Annotated in this window: 15 protein-coding genes; 1 reads left to right on the forward strand and 14 read right to left on the reverse strand. The window is 72.2% G+C overall.

All coding sequences use genetic code 11. From position 1 onward, the window contains the following. Together HMPREF9719_RS04430 and mnmA are read right to left on the reverse strand one after the other, a co-directional pair. The coding region (locus tag HMPREF9719_RS04430; protein WP_004600775.1) for a hypothetical protein at window positions 1-864 on the reverse strand (864 nt) is incomplete at its 3' end. Next, window positions 855-1958, reverse strand: a complete 1104-nt coding sequence (gene mnmA, locus HMPREF9719_RS04435) for a tRNA 2-thiouridine(34) synthase MnmA (RefSeq protein WP_004600776.1) — start codon at window positions 1956-1958, stop codon at window positions 855-857. The genes HMPREF9719_RS04430 and mnmA, both read right to left, overlap by 10 nt. Before the next feature lie 205 nt (window positions 1959-2163). Between mnmA and HMPREF9719_RS04440 the strand changes: the two genes are divergently transcribed. Next, the gene (locus HMPREF9719_RS04440) at window positions 2164-3006 is read left to right on the forward strand and encodes a spermidine synthase (RefSeq protein ID WP_004600777.1); all 843 of its coding nucleotides are present in this window, start codon (window positions 2164-2166) and stop codon (window positions 3004-3006) included. A gap of 66 nt (window positions 3007-3072) precedes the next feature. Here the strand turns inward: HMPREF9719_RS04440 and HMPREF9719_RS04445 are convergent, their stop codons facing one another. The 12 genes from HMPREF9719_RS04445 to HMPREF9719_RS04500 form a co-directional block, all read right to left on the reverse strand. Further along, window positions 3073-3498 carry a hypothetical protein gene (locus HMPREF9719_RS04445; protein ID WP_004600778.1) on the reverse strand — a complete coding sequence of 142 codons (426 nt, stop codon included), beginning with the start codon at window positions 3496-3498 and terminating at the stop codon, window positions 3073-3075. A 471-nt stretch (window positions 3499-3969) separates the two neighbouring features. Beyond that, window positions 3970-5142, reverse strand: a complete 1173-nt coding sequence (locus tag HMPREF9719_RS04450; protein ID WP_004600779.1) for a cysteine desulfurase family protein — start codon at window positions 5140-5142, stop codon at window positions 3970-3972. A 139-nt stretch (window positions 5143-5281) separates the two neighbouring features. Then, window positions 5282-6241, reverse strand: coding sequence for an electron transfer flavoprotein subunit alpha/FixB family protein (locus HMPREF9719_RS04455; RefSeq protein WP_004600780.1), 960 nt, complete (start codon window positions 6239-6241; stop codon window positions 5282-5284). Between the two features lie 117 nt (window positions 6242-6358). Next, entirely contained in the window at window positions 6359-7147 is a 789-nt protein-coding gene (locus HMPREF9719_RS04460; protein ID WP_004600781.1) for an electron transfer flavoprotein subunit beta/FixA family protein, read from the reverse strand. A 141-nt stretch (window positions 7148-7288) separates the two neighbouring features. Continuing rightward, window positions 7289-8473: a THUMP-like domain-containing protein gene (locus tag HMPREF9719_RS04465; protein ID WP_004600782.1), complete on the reverse strand. Its 1185-nt coding sequence runs from the start codon at window positions 8471-8473 to the stop codon at window positions 7289-7291. Next, window positions 8458-9303 carry an NUDIX hydrolase gene (locus HMPREF9719_RS04470; protein WP_004600783.1) on the reverse strand — a complete coding sequence of 282 codons (846 nt, stop codon included), beginning with the start codon at window positions 9301-9303 and terminating at the stop codon, window positions 8458-8460. Before HMPREF9719_RS04470 ends, HMPREF9719_RS04465 begins: the two co-directional genes overlap by 16 nt. Next, entirely contained in the window at window positions 9300-10136 is an 837-nt protein-coding gene (locus HMPREF9719_RS04475; protein WP_004600784.1) for an ABC transporter ATP-binding protein, read from the reverse strand. The genes HMPREF9719_RS04470 and HMPREF9719_RS04475 overlap by 4 nt, the downstream gene beginning before the upstream one ends. Window positions 10137-10214: 78 nt before the next feature. Further along, window positions 10215-11510, reverse strand: a complete 1296-nt coding sequence (locus HMPREF9719_RS04480) for an LLM class flavin-dependent oxidoreductase (protein ID WP_004600785.1) — start codon at window positions 11508-11510, stop codon at window positions 10215-10217. A gap of 105 nt (window positions 11511-11615) precedes the next feature. Continuing rightward, window positions 11616-12734 carry an LLM class flavin-dependent oxidoreductase gene (locus tag HMPREF9719_RS04485; protein WP_004600786.1) on the reverse strand — a complete coding sequence of 373 codons (1119 nt, stop codon included), beginning with the start codon at window positions 12732-12734 and terminating at the stop codon, window positions 11616-11618. A gap of 131 nt (window positions 12735-12865) precedes the next feature. Then, entirely contained in the window at window positions 12866-13816 is a 951-nt protein-coding gene (locus HMPREF9719_RS04490) for a transporter substrate-binding domain-containing protein (RefSeq protein ID WP_004600787.1), read from the reverse strand. A gap of 31 nt (window positions 13817-13847) precedes the next feature. Then, entirely contained in the window at window positions 13848-14729 is an 882-nt protein-coding gene (locus tag HMPREF9719_RS04495; RefSeq protein WP_004600788.1) for an amino acid ABC transporter ATP-binding protein, read from the reverse strand. A 31-nt stretch (window positions 14730-14760) separates the two neighbouring features. Further along, window positions 14761-15753, reverse strand: a complete 993-nt coding sequence (locus tag HMPREF9719_RS04500; RefSeq protein ID WP_004600789.1) for an amino acid ABC transporter permease — start codon at window positions 15751-15753, stop codon at window positions 14761-14763. Between the last annotated feature and the right edge of the window lie 78 nt (window positions 15754-15831).

Raw genomic sequence — 15831 nt, forward strand, 5'->3', positions numbered from 1 at the left:
GTGCTCGCGGGGCGTGCGCTCGGTGGCGTGGCCGCGCCACAGCGCGCCCGCGGACTCCCGGCGCCGCGGAGTGCGCGCCTGATGCTCCCCGCCTGCAGGCAGGACGAGGAGCGCCTCGGCCCCGTCGGCGAGCGCGTGGCCCAGCCCGTCGAGCTGCGCGGCGCCCGAAACCTTCTCGAGGGCGAGCTCGACGCGGCGGGCACCCGCGTGGCGCGCCGCCGCCCAGTCGGGCGCGGCCGCACCGAAGCTCAACGAGCGGCGCTCGGGCCGAAGTAGGGGCCGCAGGAGCGCGCCGGCGTCCTCCGGGTGGAGGGCACGCACCGGGTCGAAGCGGTCCGGCCCGGCGATGCGCCCCGCGGTCGCGTCCGGCAGGAGCCCCTCATCAAAGGAGATGCCGGCGCCAGGGCCGAAGCGCCCGGAGAGCTCCCCCGCGAGCCGGCCGGCCGCCTCCCCGAGCGCCCCGGCGAGATCGCCGAGCGCCCCGCGGTCGGTAAGGGCGGGGAAGCCGCCGGGGAGCTCGATAGTCGCGGCGAGCGTCGCCGGGCCGAGAACGCGCGCCCACGCGTCGCCGGGGTTCTCTCCTATGGCCTCCTGGCAGGCGTCGAGGTCGCGCAGGTACATATCGCGGGCGCGGCGCTGCTCGGGCGCGGGGCGGGCGCGCAGCCGCCAGCCGCGCGGGCCCTGCTCCGCGGCGATCCCCGAGTCGAGGAGCAGCCCGAGCGCCCGCGCCACCGGCGAGGCCTCCTCGCCGCGCCCGGGGAGCTCGGGCAGGAAGAATCGCCCGCCCGACTCGCCGGCGGCGATCCGCGCGGCCTCGTTAAGGTCCCGGCCGGGCAGCGGCGCGGCGAGCAGCGCTACGCCCATCGCCCGGTCCCGCAGATCGTGCCGGAGCCGATGACGATGTCTCCGGCTTCGTCGGGCAGGTAGAGCACCGCGGCCTGGCCGCGGGCCACCCCGGTGAGCGGCTCTGCGAGCTCGGCGACGAGGTAGTCGCCCTCGACGTCGATCTTCGCGTGCGCGTCGACGAGCCCGCCGTGGGCGCGCACCTGCACCTGGCAGTCGGCCTCCCCGCCCATCGCGGGGTGGAGGACCTTGAGCCGGTCGGCCTCGATCCGCCCGATAGCGAGGTCCTCGCGGGGCCCGACGGTGACGGTGCCGGTCCTAGCGTTGATGTCGGTGACGTAGCGGGGCCGCCCGTCCGGGGCGGGCTCCTTGATGTCGAGGCCCTTGCGCTGCCCGATGGTGAACTCGTGGACGCCCGCGTGCTCCTTCAAGGCGCGGCCCTCGTTGTCGACGATGAGGCCGGGCCGCGTACCGATGGTGCGCCCCAGGAAGGCCTGGGTGTCGCCGTCGGGGATGAAGCAGATGTCATACGAGTCGGGCTTCGTCGCCACCGAGAAGCCGTGGCTCGCGGCCTCCTCGCGGATCTTGGGCTTGGGGGTGTCGCCCACGGGGAACATGCAGTGGGCGATCTCCTCCGCGCCGAGCACGCCCAGCACGTAGGACTGGTCCTTCTTCGGGTCCACGGAGCGGCGCAGGTAGCCGTCGCCCCCGTCGGCGGGTTGGGTGAGACGCGCGTAGTGGCCGGTGACCACGGCGTCGAAGCCGAGCGCCAGCGAGCGCTCGAGCAGCGCCTTGAACTTGATCTTCTCGTTGCAGCGCAGGCACGGGTTGGGGGTCTCGCCGCGGGCGTACGAGTCGACGAAGTCGCCGATGACCTCGTCGGCGAACCGGTCGGAGAAGTCCCACACGTAGAACGGGATGCCCAGCTTGTCGCACACCCGCCTCGCGTCGGCGGAGTCCTCGAGCGAGCAGCAGCCCCGGGACGACTCGCGCACCGCCTGCGGGTCCCGGGAGAGCGCCAGGTGCACACCGATGACGTCGTGGCCGGCCTCGACGGCGCGGGCCGCCGCTACCGCGGAGTCCACCCCGCCGCTCATCGCCGCCACAATGCGCATCCCGCGTGCTCCCCTCTTCTCCTGTGGTGGTTGCCGCCGGGCGTCCCCGGCCCTGACCGCGTCCGGCCAAGCTCATGGCGGCCGCGGCACGTCGGCTCGATTCTAGGGCTCCCCTCCCCTGCCGCCCAACGGCGCCGCCTCGCTGGTTGGGTAGCCTCCCAGGAGGCACGAACGAGACCGGACCGGCGGAAGGGGATGAAGCGCGATGGGACGCAAGCGGGGCCGCGGATCGGGCGCGCGAGGCGGCCTGCCACGCGGCGAGGTCAACGTCGACACCGGGGTCGTGAGCTTAGAGGGCGACGGCGCCGGCGGGGTGTACCTGCTGATCGACGGGGCCTACTCCAGCCACCTCGACTTGGAAGACCCGCTCCACCTGCGCATCGACTACATGCGCTGGATCGCCGCTCTTATCGACCACGTCGCCGCGCCGAGCGTCGCCGGCGGGCTCAAGGCGCTGCACCTCGGCGGGGCGGGCTGCACCCTGCCGCGCTACGTGGCCCACCGCCACCCCGGCTCGCAGAACGCCGTCGTCGAGATCGACGGGGAGCTCGCGCGCCTGGCGCGCGAGTGGTTCGAGCTGCCCAAGTCCCCGGCGGTGAAGATCCGCGTCGGCGACGCCCGAAAAGTCGTCGATTCCACCCGGCCCGGGTCGAAGGACGTCGTCGTGCGCGACGCGTTCGCCGGCGGCCGCGTGCCCGAGAGCCTGCTCACCACCAGCTTCTACCGCCGCGCCGCGGAGGTCCTTAACGAGGGCGGGCTCTACGCCGCGAACTGCGCAGGCGCCGCGGGGCTCGGTCTCGCGCGCGACGAGCTCGCCGGGATGGCCACGGCCTTCGAGCACCTCGCCGTCGTCGGCGATTCCCGCGCCTTGGAGGGCAAGAGCACAGCGAACCTCGTGCTCGCGGGAAGCAACGCCCCGCTCCCCGAGCCCGACTCGAAGACCGGCCAGTCGCTCGCGCGGGCGCTCAAAGGCGGGGAGCTGCCCGCCTTCTACCGCACCGGCGACTGGCCGCGCCGCCAGGCGCGGCTCGGCGCTCCCCGGGGCTAAGAGCACGCGACGCGGGCGGCGGCGCACTCCTCCCACGCGCCCTACGTCCCTCCGGCACCTTAGCGGCTACGGTCGCGCCTTGTCTTCGTCCTTGATGATCTGCGCGATCACCACCAGGGAGAATCCCACGGTGAAGGTCACGGCAAGCCCCACGACACCGGGAAAGCCGAATAACCCCGAGACGACGATGAACCACACGCTGGATGCCACGGCACAGATCGCGCAGACAACCACGGCAACCTGCACGAGGGTCAGGAAGCGGCGCGTACTCCAGGAGGAAAACAGCATGTACGCCGAGTAGAAGATCAAGGCGGCGACCACGGCCCCCGCGACGCTGAATCCCACGGCATACGGGACCCCAGGTGCGCTGTCACCGAGATAGTCCTTCAGCCACACGTAAACGTTGCCCGCGAGGATCAACGCCGACACCAGCGTCAACAGCCCCGCCGCGACCGCCGACACCCCGGCCGCGGCTCGTATTCTTTTGGACATTGGAGACCTTCCTCGCGCCGGAGGCTCAGCCCCGGAGCGTTTCTCGACCGGAACACGTCGGCTCTTGCCTGCTATCCCATGCAGCGCCGATCGGGAAGCCGCTAGGGACCTGCCGCCGCCCCGTTCACGCGCTGGAGCGGATCGATCGGAAACACTAGTGGGAATAGTTTTCGAACATTCCGACACTACCCCGCGGTGAACCTCCCGGGAAGGGACTTTTCGCTTCTGGTGGGGGGGCGTTAACGAAACGGCGTCACCCGCGGCTCGGAGTACGAAGCGCACAACCTGTGCGGGTAGCCGTCATGACAAGCTCGGCGCCCGGCGACGGCGGTTGGTCCAACGCCGCGCCGCCGACAACGCCGCTCGAGGCTCCGCGGACGTAGCGACAGCACCCGATCCCGAGGCTCTCAACCATGTCCGGGTAAACCGCATTCGTTCGCTTCGACTGATGCTCCCGGATCGCGGAAGCGGCTAGGCCATGCCCGCGGCCCGCGCCCGGGAGACGACCTCCGGAAGGCGGTCGATGAGGAAGTCGACGCCCTGATCGGTCGAGCGCGGCCCGAGCGTGAATCGCACCGTGCCGCGGGCGGTGCGCTCCTCCACTCCCATCGCGAGCAGCACGTCCGAGGCACGGTTGACGCCGTTGCCGCACGCGGAGCCCGTCGCGGCCTCCACGCCGAGCGTGTCGAGCAGCATGATAAGACTGTCGCCCTCGGCGCCGGGGAAGGACACCGACAGGTGCCCGGGCATCGCGGGCTCGGCGGTATTGACGACGACGTCGTCGATCCGCTCGAGGATCCCCACCTTGAGCCGGTCGCGCAGCGCGGCGACGCGCTTCCGCTCGCCGGCCATCTCGCCGACGGCCTCCTTCAAGGCCGCGGCCATCGCCGCGGCGGACGCGACGTCCGCGGTGCCCGGCCTAATGCCGCGCTCCTGGCCGCCGCCCACGAGGATCGGGGTGGGCGCCGGCGAGCGCCTGGCGAGCAGGAAGCCGATGCCGCGCGGCCCGCCGAACTTGTGGGCGCTCGCCGCGAGCGTCGTCGCGCCGAGCTCGTGGAAGTCCACCGGGATGCGGCCGGTGGCCTGCACCGCGTCGAGGTGCACCGGGGTGCCGGCCTTCGCGGCGCGGGCGGCGAACTCGCGGGCGGGCTGGATAGCGCCGGTCTCGTTGTTCGCGACCATGAGCGCGGCGACGCCGGCCGGCTCGTCGAGGGCGCTCAAGTCCGTCACGTGACCCGTCTCGTCGACGGGCACCACCTCGAGCGCCGCGCCGCGCGACTCGAGGAGGCGGGCGGGCTCCTTGATGGCGGGGTGCTCCACGGAGGAGACGACCACCCGGTTGCGGCCCTGGCCGCCCGCGGCCTGCGAGGAGGCGAAGAGCCCCTGGAGGGCGATGTTGTCGGCCTCCGTTCCGGAGGCGGTGAAGATCACCTCTGTCGGCTCCGCGCCGACGAGCGAGGCGATCTCCTCGCGGGCGTCGTCGAGAACGCCCTGGGCCGCGCGGCCCGAGCCGTACTGCCCGCCCGGGTTGAGGTCCCTCGCGTGGCGCACCCACGCCTCGATCGCGGACTCGCGCATGGGGCTGGTGGCCGCGTGGTCGAAGTAGAAGCGCTCCCCGCTGGTGGTTGTGTTCGCCGTGGTCATGGTCGCTACAACTCCCTCCTCCCCCGGCGAAGGTCTCGCGGTGTGTGGGGTCTTTTTTAGTCGAGGACGCCGCCGCGCCCGGCGTCGCCGGCCCTCGCCGGGCGGCCGGGCGCGGCGGCCGTCACCTTATCCCTCGATGCTAGGCGCCGCGGCGCTGCGCGATGGCCTCGAGGAGCTTGGGCACGACCTCGTGGAGGTCGCCCACGACGCTCAAGTCGGCGATCTCGAAGAGGGGCGCGTCCTGGTCGGTGTTCACCGCGACGATGGTCTTCGCGGTCTTCATGCCGACGGTGTGCTGCACCGCCCCGGAGATCCCGACGCCGATGTAGAGGTCCGGGGAAACCGTCACGCCGGTCTGACCGATCTGGTAGCGCGCGTCGTAGTAGCCGAGCTCCACCGCGTCGCGGGTGGCGCCCACCGCCCCGCCGAGCGCGTCGGCGAGCGGCTCGAGGACGGACTCGAAGTTCTCCCTCGAGCCGACGCCGCGGCCGCCGGCGACGACGACCTTGGCCTGGGTGAGCTCGGGGCGGTCGCCCCGCTCGGTCGGGGCGAAGGCGCGCACCTCGACGTCCTTCTCCCCCGGCTCGGGCAGCGCGACCTCTTCGATCTCGCCGGCGGCGGGCTGCGGGGCGGCCTCGACCGCACCCGGGCGCAGCGCGTAGACGGGGCTCTCCCCGCCGACGGCGGCGTCGATGTCGATCTCGTCGCCGAAGATCGACTGCTTCGCGGTGCGGTCCGCGTTGACGGCCACGACGTCGGAGAGCACGCCGGAAGCGAGCCTCGCGGCGAGCCGCCCGGCGATCTCCTTGCCCCGGTCGGAGGCGCTCACGAGGATCGGGGCGGGCTCCGCGGCGGCGAGCACGGAGACGGCGTCCACCTCGGGCAGGATGAGGCGCTTGGTCACGCCCTCGGCCTCGGCGGCGAGGATCTGCTCGGCGCCCTCCCCCGCGAGCTGGGGCTGGAGGCGCTTCGCGGTCCCGGGCTCGCCGACGACGACTGCGGTGACGGGCCCGAAGACGCGGGCCGCGGTGATGAGCTCCCCGGCGGAGGAGGCGAGGCTCTCCCCGTCGTGGTCGACGAGAACGTAGCTTGCCGGCATGGCGCTAATTCTCCCTTTCTAGATGCTTTATGGCTGTTCGGTGGCGAAAAAGGCTGGATGATAGGGCCCGGCCCGCGGGGCGATTGCTTTGCGCCCGGCGGTCGGCGGCGCTTCGGGCTAGAGGAGGTTGCGCTCGGCGAGGAAGTCCGCGAGGCGCTCCGGGGCGTCCTCTCCGTAGATCGTCTCGCCGGCCTGGCGCGGCGGGCGGGTCGTCGCGGCCGTCACGGCGGTCGCCGCGGTGGCGAGCCCCACCTGCTCCGGGGTGACGCCGATGTCCTCGAGGCTAAAGCGCGTGATGTCGTGCTTCTTCGCGGCCATGAGCCCCTTGAACTTCGGGAAGCGGGGCTGCTCGGCCTTGTCGGTGATGGACACGACCGCGGGCAGGGTGGCCTTGAGGTCGAAGCGGCCGCGCTCGTCGACGCGCACGCCGGTGACGTCCCCGCCGACGACGTTGAGCTCGACGAGGTTGGTGAGCGCGGGGCGCTGGAGGTACTCGGCGACGAGACCTGCGATCGCGCCCATCGCCCCGTCCGAGGAGTAGGAGCCGGCGACGATGAGCTGCGGGTCGTCGAGCTTCCCGATCGCCGAGGCGAGCGCCCAGGCGGTGCCCAGCACGTCGGAGCCCGCGAGCCGCTCGTCGGTGACGGCGACGGCGTCATCCGAGCCCATGGCGATCGCCTTGCGCAGCGACTCGTCGGCCTCCTTCGGGCCGACGGTGAGTGCCACGACCCGCCAGCCGGCCTCGGGGTCGGCCTCCTTGACGCGCAGCGCCTGCTCGACGGAGTACTCGTTGACCTCGTCCAAGACCGAGTCGGCGTGGCCGCGGTCGAGGGTGTGGTCCTCCTCGAGGCGGCGCTCCGCCCACGTATCGGGGACGTTCTTGATCAGCGCCACGGCGGTGGGCATCGGCTACCACGATCCTTTCCAAAAAGACGGTCGCTCGCGTCTCAACTACCCGGGCGGGTCGGCGGGAGGGCCCCGTCGTCGGGGCCGGCCGGGCCCGGGTTCGGCCCCACCATCCTAGCACCCGCCCTTAGACCGAGCGGTCTACTCGGCCGGGCCGGGCGCGCGCTCGCGGGCGTCGCAGACGAAGCACACCGCCGAGTCCCCGACGCGCGCGATGACGAGCGCGCGCGGGGTGTGTCCCTTGAGCTTGAGCTTCTTGCGCAGCTTGTCGGGGTCGACGTCGACGCCGCGCACGAGGATCTCCAGGGAGGAGGCGTCGGCCTTCGCGACCGCGACCTTGAGCCCGCGCATGGGCACCGCGTCGAGCACCCGGAAGCCCGACTGGCCGGGCGGGATCTCCTCCCCGGTGAGGAACGCGACCCTGGGGTCGAGCATCCCGAGGCCGTCGGCGACGGCGGCCTGGCGCACGAGCCCGGCGCGGATGACCGCCCCGTCGGGTTCGACGATGACGGAGCCTGCTTCCCGGGCGAGCTCCTCGCCGGGGGCATCTGGGTCGAGGTCGGTGAGCCGGCGCGCGACGCGGCCCTCTTTATCGAGGACGACGGCCTCGCGGCGCTCCCCGAAGCTCAGCCCCGCGGTGTAGAGCGTCGCCTCGCGCACCTGCCCGGCGAGGCTCACGACGCTCGCGAGGTTCCCACCCGCGACCCAGTCGACGTAGTCGATGCCGGGCGCACATTTTACGGCGAGCTCCCGCCCGGCGTGCGCGGCGAGGAGCTTAGGCAGCGGCGGGGAGAGGTCCTCGGGCCGGGCTATGCGCCGCCCGCCGGCGCGGCGCGCGGGGTCGGCGACGAGCGCGTCCGCGGTGCTCGTCGTCTCCAGCGCGTCGGCGCGAACAACCCGCCCGGGGCCGATGTTGTGCGCGGCCATCGCCAGGCGCGCGGGGTCGATGTCCGAGCCAAGGTAGAAGAGCCCCGCCTCCGTCGCGGTGGGGCCTTCGGCGCCGATGGAGCAGGTGAGGTCGTGGACGGCCGCGCCCTGACCGAGCGCCCGGGCGAGCCGCCCGGCGCGAAGCCTCGCGACCGCGGGGTGGGTGGCCTGCTGGGCGGACTCGGCGTCGGCGAGCCAGCCGTCGGGTAGGCGCTCGCGGTGGCGGGCGCGGGTCTCGGCGAGCTCCATCGCGGCGCGGCCGTACTCCCCGAAGCGGCGGCGCATCGCCTGCGCGTCCGCGATACCCGTGGCGGGTGTGAGCCCCAGGCCTTCGGCGGCGTCGTCGATCTCGCCCGAGTGCTCGGCGAGGAAGCCGACCTCGGCTAGGGAATAGGCCATGTGCCGATGCGGTCCTTCCTCGTCTGCTGGGTCTCGAAGTACTCGTCGAAGCGCGGGCCGCCCACCACGCGGCCGATGTGGGCGGTCATGTCGGAGCGCCCCGCCTCGGCGACGGCGTCGGCGACGGTGTCGAAGCGCGAGAGCCGGTCGAGCTGCGCCCACGTCGGCAGCACGAGGCGCACGAGGCCCTCGCGCCAGCCCTCGAGGATGAGCCGGGGCGGGAACCACCCCGCGGAGAGCACCTCCGCGGTGGCGGGGTCGGGCTCCTGGCCGGGCGGGCGCTGCGCGAGGAAGGAATACGTGTCGAAGCGCGCGTCCGCGCCCGAGGGCCCCACCCAGCGCTCCCACGGGTGCAGCAGCGAGGCGTCGACTTTCAGCCCGCAGTCCTTGAGCATGCGGGTGAGCGACATGCGGTGCGACTCGAGCGGCCCGCGAAGATTGCCGTAGGCCCCGGCGTGGCCGATGGGGCGGCCGTCGGCGTGGGAGGCGAGCAGAGTGCCGGTCTCCTCGAAGAGCTCGCGCACCGCGGCGAAGACGAGCGCGCGGGTCACCGCCGGCGGCGCGCCGATGAGGCGGGCGGCTTCGTTGACCGGGCGGCCCGACCACAGGGTCGTATCCGCGTCCAGCCTCGCCCGGGGGCTGCTGTCCGCGGGGAAGTCGCGGGCGTCGACCCCGCCGCCGGGGAAGACCGTGAAGCCGGGAAAGCTCGGCATGCTCGCGACGCGCTCCTGGACGAACACCTCGAGCCCGGAAGAGCCGTCGCGGACGAGGACGACCGTCGCGGCGAGGCGGGCGCCGTTGAAACCGCGGGTCGCGGGCCGGTCGCTCACCGCGAGCGGTGCGCCCCGCCGCGGCGCGGGCGGCGCGCGAAGTAGCGGCCGTCGATCCGGTCGAGCGCGATGGGCTGGTGGTAGGCGCGGGTGAGGTTTTCCGAGGTGAGGACGTCGTCGATAAGCCCCTTGGCGACGACGTCGCCCTCGTCGAGGAGCATCGCGTGGCTAAATCCCTCGGGGATCTCCTCGACGTGGTGGGTGACCATGACGATCGCGGGCGCCTCGGGGTCGAGCACGAGGTCGGAGAGGAAGCTCAACAGGTCCTCGCGCGCCCCGAGGTCGAGCCCCGCGGTCGGCTCGTCGAGGATGAGGAGCTCCGGGTCGATCATCAGCGCCCGGGCCAGCGCGACGCGCTTGCGTTCCCCCTCCGAGAGCGTGCCCCAGCGCCGGTCCACGAGGTGGAGCGCGCCGACGGCCTCGAGCACCTCGTAGGCGCGCTCGTGGTCCTGCTCCTCGTAGGTCTCCCGAAAGCGCCCGATGACCGCGTAGCCCGCGGAGATGACGAGGTCCTGCACCAGCTCGTTGGCCGGCATGCGGTTGGCGACCGCGGAGGACGACACCCCGATCAGCGAGCGCAGGTCGCGCATGTCGGTGCGCCCGATGCGCTCGCCGAGCAGCGTCGCCTCGCCCGTGGAGGGGAACGCCTCCGCCGAGGCGAGCCGCATGAGCGTCGTCTTGCCCGCCCCGTTGGGGCCGATGACCACCCAGCGCTCGTCGAGCTCGACCTGCCAGTCGAGGGGCCCGACGAGCGTGGCGCCGTCGCGCCGCAGGGACACGCCGGAGAAGTCGATCACAAGGTCCTGGCTCTCATCGCTCACGGACACCATCATGGCCCATCGCGGGGCCCGAGGACCACTCGCCGCGCCCGCGCGGCGCCGCCCGCCCGGCGCGCGCTTAGGTCCGCTCCCCTAGGCCGGCGGCTCGGGCAGCCCGAGGTTCTCGCGCAGCGTGTCGCCGGCGTAGCCCTCCGGGTAGATGCCGCGGTCCTTGAGCCTGGGGACGAGCTCGTTGACGATGTCGTCGATGCCGTGGGGCACGATATAGGGCGTGATATTAAACCCGTCGACCGCGCCCGACTCCGCGTAGTCGACGAGCCGGTCGGCGACCGCGTCGAACGTGCCGACGAACTCGCGGTTCTTGCCGGTGAGCTTCGCGGTCGCGGCGTCGCGCACGGACCAGCCCTTCTCCTTGGCCTCCGCGCGGAGGTCGTCGGCGAGCTCCTTGGCGTTGGCGCCCTGGAAGAGCTTCCCGCGGGTGCCGTCGGTGGTCTCGATGACGGGGTCGAAGTCGGGCAGCGGGCCGTCCGGGTCGAGGTCGGAGAGGTCCGTGCCCCAGTACGTCTCGAGATACGAGATCGCCTGCTCGGGGCCGACCTGCTGGCGGCGCAGCTCGTGCTCCTTCTCCTCGACCTCCGCGGGGGTCTCGGCGAGCACGAACTCCGCCCCGGGCATGACCTTGACGTCCTCGGGCCGCCGCCCGGCCTTTCTCACCCGCTCGTTGAGGTCCTCGCGGTACTCGTGGGCCTGGTCGAGCCTGGAGAACGGCGAGAAGATCACCTCGGCGTTGCGGGCGGCGAAGTCGCGGCCCTCCGGGGAGACGCCCGCCTGGAAGATGATGGGCTCGCCCTGCGGGCTGCGCGGCAGGCCCGGGGTGTGGGTGACCGAATAGTGCTTCGTCGAGGCGTCGACGCGCTCCCCGCGCCACGTCTGCCGCGCGATGCTCAGCACGTCGGCGGCGTTGGTGTAGCGGTCCGCGTGGTCGAGGTAGCCGCCGCGCTTGAAGTTCTCCCCGGTCCACGCGTCGTCGGTGGTCACGACGTTCCACCCGGCGCGCCCCTCGGAGACAAGGTCGAGGCTCTGCAGCCGCCTGGCGAGGTCGACCGGGTCGTTGTAGGTGGCGTTCTGGGTGGCGATGAGCCCGATGTGCTCGGTCTCCGCGGCGGCCGCGGCGAGCAGCGACTGCGCGTCGGGGCGGCCGACGACATCGAGGTCGTAGATCTCGCCGCGGTTCTCCCGCAGGCGCAGGCCCTCGGCGAGGAAGAAGTGCACGAAGCCGCCGCGCTCGGCGGTCTGGATCATGCGGCGGAAGGACTCGAACGCGATCTGCGAGCCGGCGGTCGGGGACTTCCACACGGTGCCCACGTTGACGCCCTGGAAGAACACCCCCAGCTGCAGCTGGCGCTTCGGTGTGGTGTTGGCTGCCACTTCTTGTTGTTCCTTTCCCATCCCACGGTGGTGGCTGTCGGTTGCCGGTCGGTCCCCGCCGCCCGCAGCCGGGCGGCGGGGCCTTCTCGAGGTCTCTGTGGGTTCCTAGCCCTGTGCCGCGAAGCGGCTTTCCGGGTGCTCGAGGCCGAGCAGGTCGCGCAGGTGCGAGCCGGGCCTTGGCTCGGCGAGGGCGACGCGCTCCCGGAGCTTGGGGATGACGCTGAAGGCCGCCTCGTCGAGGTCGGCGTCGCTCTCCGCGAGGCGGACAAGCAGCCCGTCGCTGACCCGGGCGAGCTCCGCGAGCGCGTCGGCGGCCTCGTCGGCCGCGCCGGCGAGCACCGCGACGTCGTCCTCCTCGAAGGCGGCCTCGCCCTCGAGGCGGTGCCAGCGCTCCGCACCCGGCTCGCCGGCATGGTCGGCGGCGAGAACAGCCTCGGCGAGGACGAGCCGGTGGCCCGCCTCGCGGGCCCTCCCCGCGGCGGCGAGGGTCTCCTCGATGGTCGCGCCGCGCACGACGACCCCGTCGAGCTCCGGGCGGCCGGTGCCCGGCTCCGCGGCCGGGTCGCCCGCGAGCGCGAGCGGCGCGAAGACCGGCAGCTGGCCTTGCGGGGAGCGCGGCGTGATCGAGGGCCCCTTGACCGAGTAGTTCTCGCCGACGAAGTCGGCGTAGTGGACCTTCTCGCGGTCGATGAACCTACCCGTGGAGACGTCGCGGATGACGGCGTCGTCCTCCCAGGTGTCCCAGATGCGGCGCACCACCTCGACGGCGTCGGTGACCTCCCGGTTGAGGTCCTCGGCCGCGCCGCGGCCGACCGAGCTGCCCTCCTCCTTCGAGCCGGTGCCGTAGACGAGCCAGCCGCTGCGGCCGAGCGCGATGTGGTCGAGCGTCATGAGCTGGGTGGCGAGGTGGAACGGCTCGGTGAAGACCGCATCGGCCTGCGGCACGACCGAGGCGCGCCTAAGTTTCGGCGCGAGGAAGCTGCCCAACACCGTCGAGGAGAGCCGCTGCGGGTGGGCGGAGGCGGCCGCGTCGATCGGCCCGTCGCCGACGACGATCGCGGCCGCGCCCGCCGACTCCGCGAGCGCGGCGCGCCCCTGGATGCGCGCGGCCGCGGCGCTCGCCGCTCCCCCGCCGGCGGCGGGGTGGGCGCCCTCCCCGTCGAGAGAGATCGCGAGGAACGGGTCGGTAAGCGTCCGAGATGGGGTCCGGTTGTCGGTTGTCATGGTTGCGTATCAGCCCTCCGCGCTAGTTCTTCGTTCTTCGATGCTTGGTCGTGATCGGTCGGTGATCCGCGTCGCGGGCGGCGTCCCTTACCGATTGTTGTCCGCCCTCACGGTTTTGGCCACGTGTGGCGCTAGTCGTACTCGACGTCGGTGTAGGGCTCGAGCGAGTGGGTCTCGGACTCGGGCAGCGCCTCCTCCTCGAGGTTCCACCTGGCGAGCGCCTCCTGGTAGAGCCCCTCGTCGATGAGCTCGTTGTAGGCCTGGGTGATGAGCGGGGCGAGCCCGTCGCCGCGCTTCGTCGTCGAGGCGACGAGCGTCTCGTCGGGCCAGCCGGCGTTAACCACCCCGACGATCTTGAGATCGTCGCGCATCGACTCGCGGTACGTGGCCGTGGGGTGCGGCCCGAAGAGCGCGTCGACCCGGCCCGCGGCCGCGGCCAAGACCATGTCCTCGCCGTTGGCGTAGTAGGCGAGCTCCGCGGGCTCCTTGCCCTCGGCCTCGAGCTGCTCGTTCCAGTCGAGCAGGATGCGCTCCTGGTTGGTCCCGGCGCTCACCGAGATCCGCAGCCCCGAGACATCGTCGATGGTCTCGATCGAGTCGTGCGGGCCGTCCGTAGCCGTCGAGAACGCCATGTAGGCGCCCCGGCACGTCGAGAAGTCAAAGCGCTCGAGGCGCTCCCGGTTGATCCCGATGTTGAAGTGGGCGACCTCGATATCCCCCGTCTCGAGCTTGAGCGGCCACGAGTCCCAGCTCATCGCCTGGAGGTCGAGCTCGAGGCCCAGCTTGTCGGCGACGAGCTGGGCCTGGTCGACCTCCACGCCGATCGGAGTCGAGTTGTCCGTCGCGACCATCGCGAACGGCGGACCGGGCTGCACGTTGTGCGCGACGGTGAGCTCCCCGTCCTCCGCGATCTCCTCGGGCACCCGGGCGGCGAGCTCCGGGTTCTCCTCGGCTCGCACCCGGTTCTGCTCCGGGGACAGGTTCAGGTCGGTATAGGCCGCGTCGTTGAGCGGCTGCGGGTCCTCACAGCCCGCGGCCGCCACCGCGGCGATCGCCACCGCGGCGAGCGGTTGCCACCTCACGAAGCCTCGTCTCCTCTCCTTGGTCGTCGTTCTAGTCGTTGCCGCCTCCCGATTCCTCGGCGCCCGGCGCGTCGCCGGCGTCCGGCCGCGCCTCGGCGACGGCGGCGAGGAACTCCGCGGTGCGGCGGTGGGTGGGGCGGGTGAAGATCCGCTCCGGCGGGCCGGTCTCGACGACCTCGCCGTCGGCCATCATCACCACCTGGTCGGCGACCTCGCGGGCGAAGGCGATCTCGTGGGTGACGATGACGAGCGTCGTGCCTGAGCGGGCGAGCTCCTTGATGACGGCGAGCACCTCGTCGACGAGCTCCGGGTCGAGCGCCGAGGTCGGCTCGTCGAAGAGCACGACCTTGGGCCGAAGCGCGAGCGCCCGGGCGATGGCGACGCGCTGCTTCTGCCCGCCGGAGAGCTGCCTGGGGTAGGTCTTCTCCTTGTCGGCGAGCCCGACGCGCTTCAAGAGCTCGCGGGCGCGCTCCTGGGCGGCCTTCTTCGGCAGCTTGAGCGCCCGAATCGGCGCCTCGGTGATGTTGTCTAAGACCGAGAGGTTGGAGAACAGGTTGAAGTCCTGGAAAACCATGCCGACCTGGAGCCGCTGGCGCAGCTGCTCGGCCTCGGTGAGCTGGACGAGCTGGTTGCCGCGGCGGCGATACCCGATGATCTCGTCGTCGATGGTCACCATGCCGCCGTCGATGGACTCGAGCGCGTTGATGGTGCGCAAGAGAGTCGACTTGCCAGACCCCGAGGGCCCGATGATGACGGCGACCTCGCCCGGCGAGACGTCGAGGTCCACGCCGTGGAGGACCTCCTCGCCGCTAAAGACCTTGCGCACCCCGCGGGCGCGGACCCGGCCCTGCTCCTCGCCGCCGGGCGGCGTCTTGGCCCTCCCGCTGGCGGTCCTGTCCTTCGTGATGGTCACGCTCAATACCCTCCTTTCGTGGGTGGTGGGGCTACCGGGCCGCGGCCGGGCTCGGGCTCTCGCCGCGCTCGGCGAGCTTGCGGCGCCACTCGGTGATCTTCAGCCGCGCCTTCTGCAGCGGCGTGGGCGGCAGGGTACGCAGCGCGCCCTTGGCGAAGTGGCGCTCGAGGTAGAACTGCGCGACCGACAGGATGCTGGTGAGCACGACGTACCAGATCGTCGCGACCATGAGCATCGGCAGGACCTCCTGGGTGCGCGAGTAGATGATCTGCACCGTGAGGAAGAGCTCCTGGTAGGCGAGCACGTAGACGATCGCCGTGCCCTTGATCAGCGTGATGACCTCGTTGAAGGCCGCCGGCAGCGTGGCGCGCATCGCCTGCGGCAACACGATGCGCAGGTTCCGGTGCCTCGCCGGGATGCCGAGCGCGGCCGCCGCCTCGAGCTGGCCCTGGTCGACCGAGAGGATCCCGCCGCGGATAATCTCCGCGGCGTAGGCCGCCTGGTGCAGCCCGAGGCCCAGGATCGCGGCGACGAGCGGGGTGACGACCTCGTTGGTGTTCGCGCTGACGAACGTGATGTCGGTGAACGGGATGCCGATCTCGAGGGTCTCGAAGAGGTAGGCGAGGTTGTACCAGATGAGCAGCTGCACGAGCAGCGGCGTGGAGCGGAACAACCACGAGAACGTCCACGCCACCCCGCTCATCAGAGGCGAGCTCGAGAGCCTCATGAGCGCGAGCACGAAGCCCAGGAGGAAGCCCACCACCCCGGAGAGCACCGTAAGGCGGAGGGTCTCCAAAAGACCCGCGAGGATCGACTCGGCGAACAGCCACTCGGCGACGACGTCCCACTCCCAGCGCGGGTTCGTCAGCAGCGAGGACGCCACGAGCACGACGATGAGTCCGGCGACGATGGTGCCGGCGATGTGGCTGGGCTTGCGGACCTTGACGATCTGATAATCGCTGACCGACTCCCCGGGCGGCGGACCCGACGACCGTCCGGGGGCGGCGGAAACCGTAGAAGTCATGGCCGGGAGCATAGTCCGGGTAGACCGATTTGTCTTTAACCTAGGTACGGGTCTGTCTAGGATGGGAGTGCGGCGCCG

Source organism: Corynebacterium otitidis ATCC 51513 (assembly GCF_000296405.1).
Lineage (GTDB): Bacteria > Actinomycetota > Actinomycetes > Mycobacteriales > Mycobacteriaceae > Corynebacterium > Corynebacterium otitidis.

What these genes read in the sequence shown, in the direction of transcription:
- mnmA (WP_004600776.1), bottom strand. Translation starts at nt 1,958, where the DNA reads ATGCGCATTGTGGCGGCGATGAGCGGCGGGGTGGACTCCGCGGTAGCG.
- HMPREF9719_RS04440 (WP_004600777.1), top strand. Translation starts at nt 2,164, where the DNA reads ATGGGACGCAAGCGGGGCCGCGGATCGGGCGCGCGAGGCGGCCTGCCA.
- HMPREF9719_RS04445 (WP_004600778.1), bottom strand. Translation starts at nt 3,498, where the DNA reads ATGTCCAAAAGAATACGAGCCGCGGCCGGGGTGTCGGCGGTCGCGGCG.
- HMPREF9719_RS04450 (WP_004600779.1), bottom strand. Translation starts at nt 5,142, where the DNA reads ATGACCACGGCGAACACAACCACCAGCGGGGAGCGCTTCTACTTCGAC.
- HMPREF9719_RS04455 (WP_004600780.1), bottom strand. Translation starts at nt 6,241, where the DNA reads ATGCCGGCAAGCTACGTTCTCGTCGACCACGACGGGGAGAGCCTCGCC.
- HMPREF9719_RS04460 (WP_004600781.1), bottom strand. Translation starts at nt 7,147, where the DNA reads ATGCCCACCGCCGTGGCGCTGATCAAGAACGTCCCCGATACGTGGGCG.
- HMPREF9719_RS04465 (WP_004600782.1), bottom strand. Translation starts at nt 8,473, where the DNA reads ATGGCCTATTCCCTAGCCGAGGTCGGCTTCCTCGCCGAGCACTCGGGC.
- HMPREF9719_RS04475 (WP_004600784.1), bottom strand. Translation starts at nt 10,136, where the DNA reads ATGATGGTGTCCGTGAGCGATGAGAGCCAGGACCTTGTGATCGACTTC.
- HMPREF9719_RS04485 (WP_004600786.1), bottom strand. Translation starts at nt 12,734, where the DNA reads ATGACAACCGACAACCGGACCCCATCTCGGACGCTTACCGACCCGTTC.
- HMPREF9719_RS04500 (WP_004600789.1), bottom strand. Translation starts at nt 15,753, where the DNA reads ATGACTTCTACGGTTTCCGCCGCCCCCGGACGGTCGTCGGGTCCGCCG.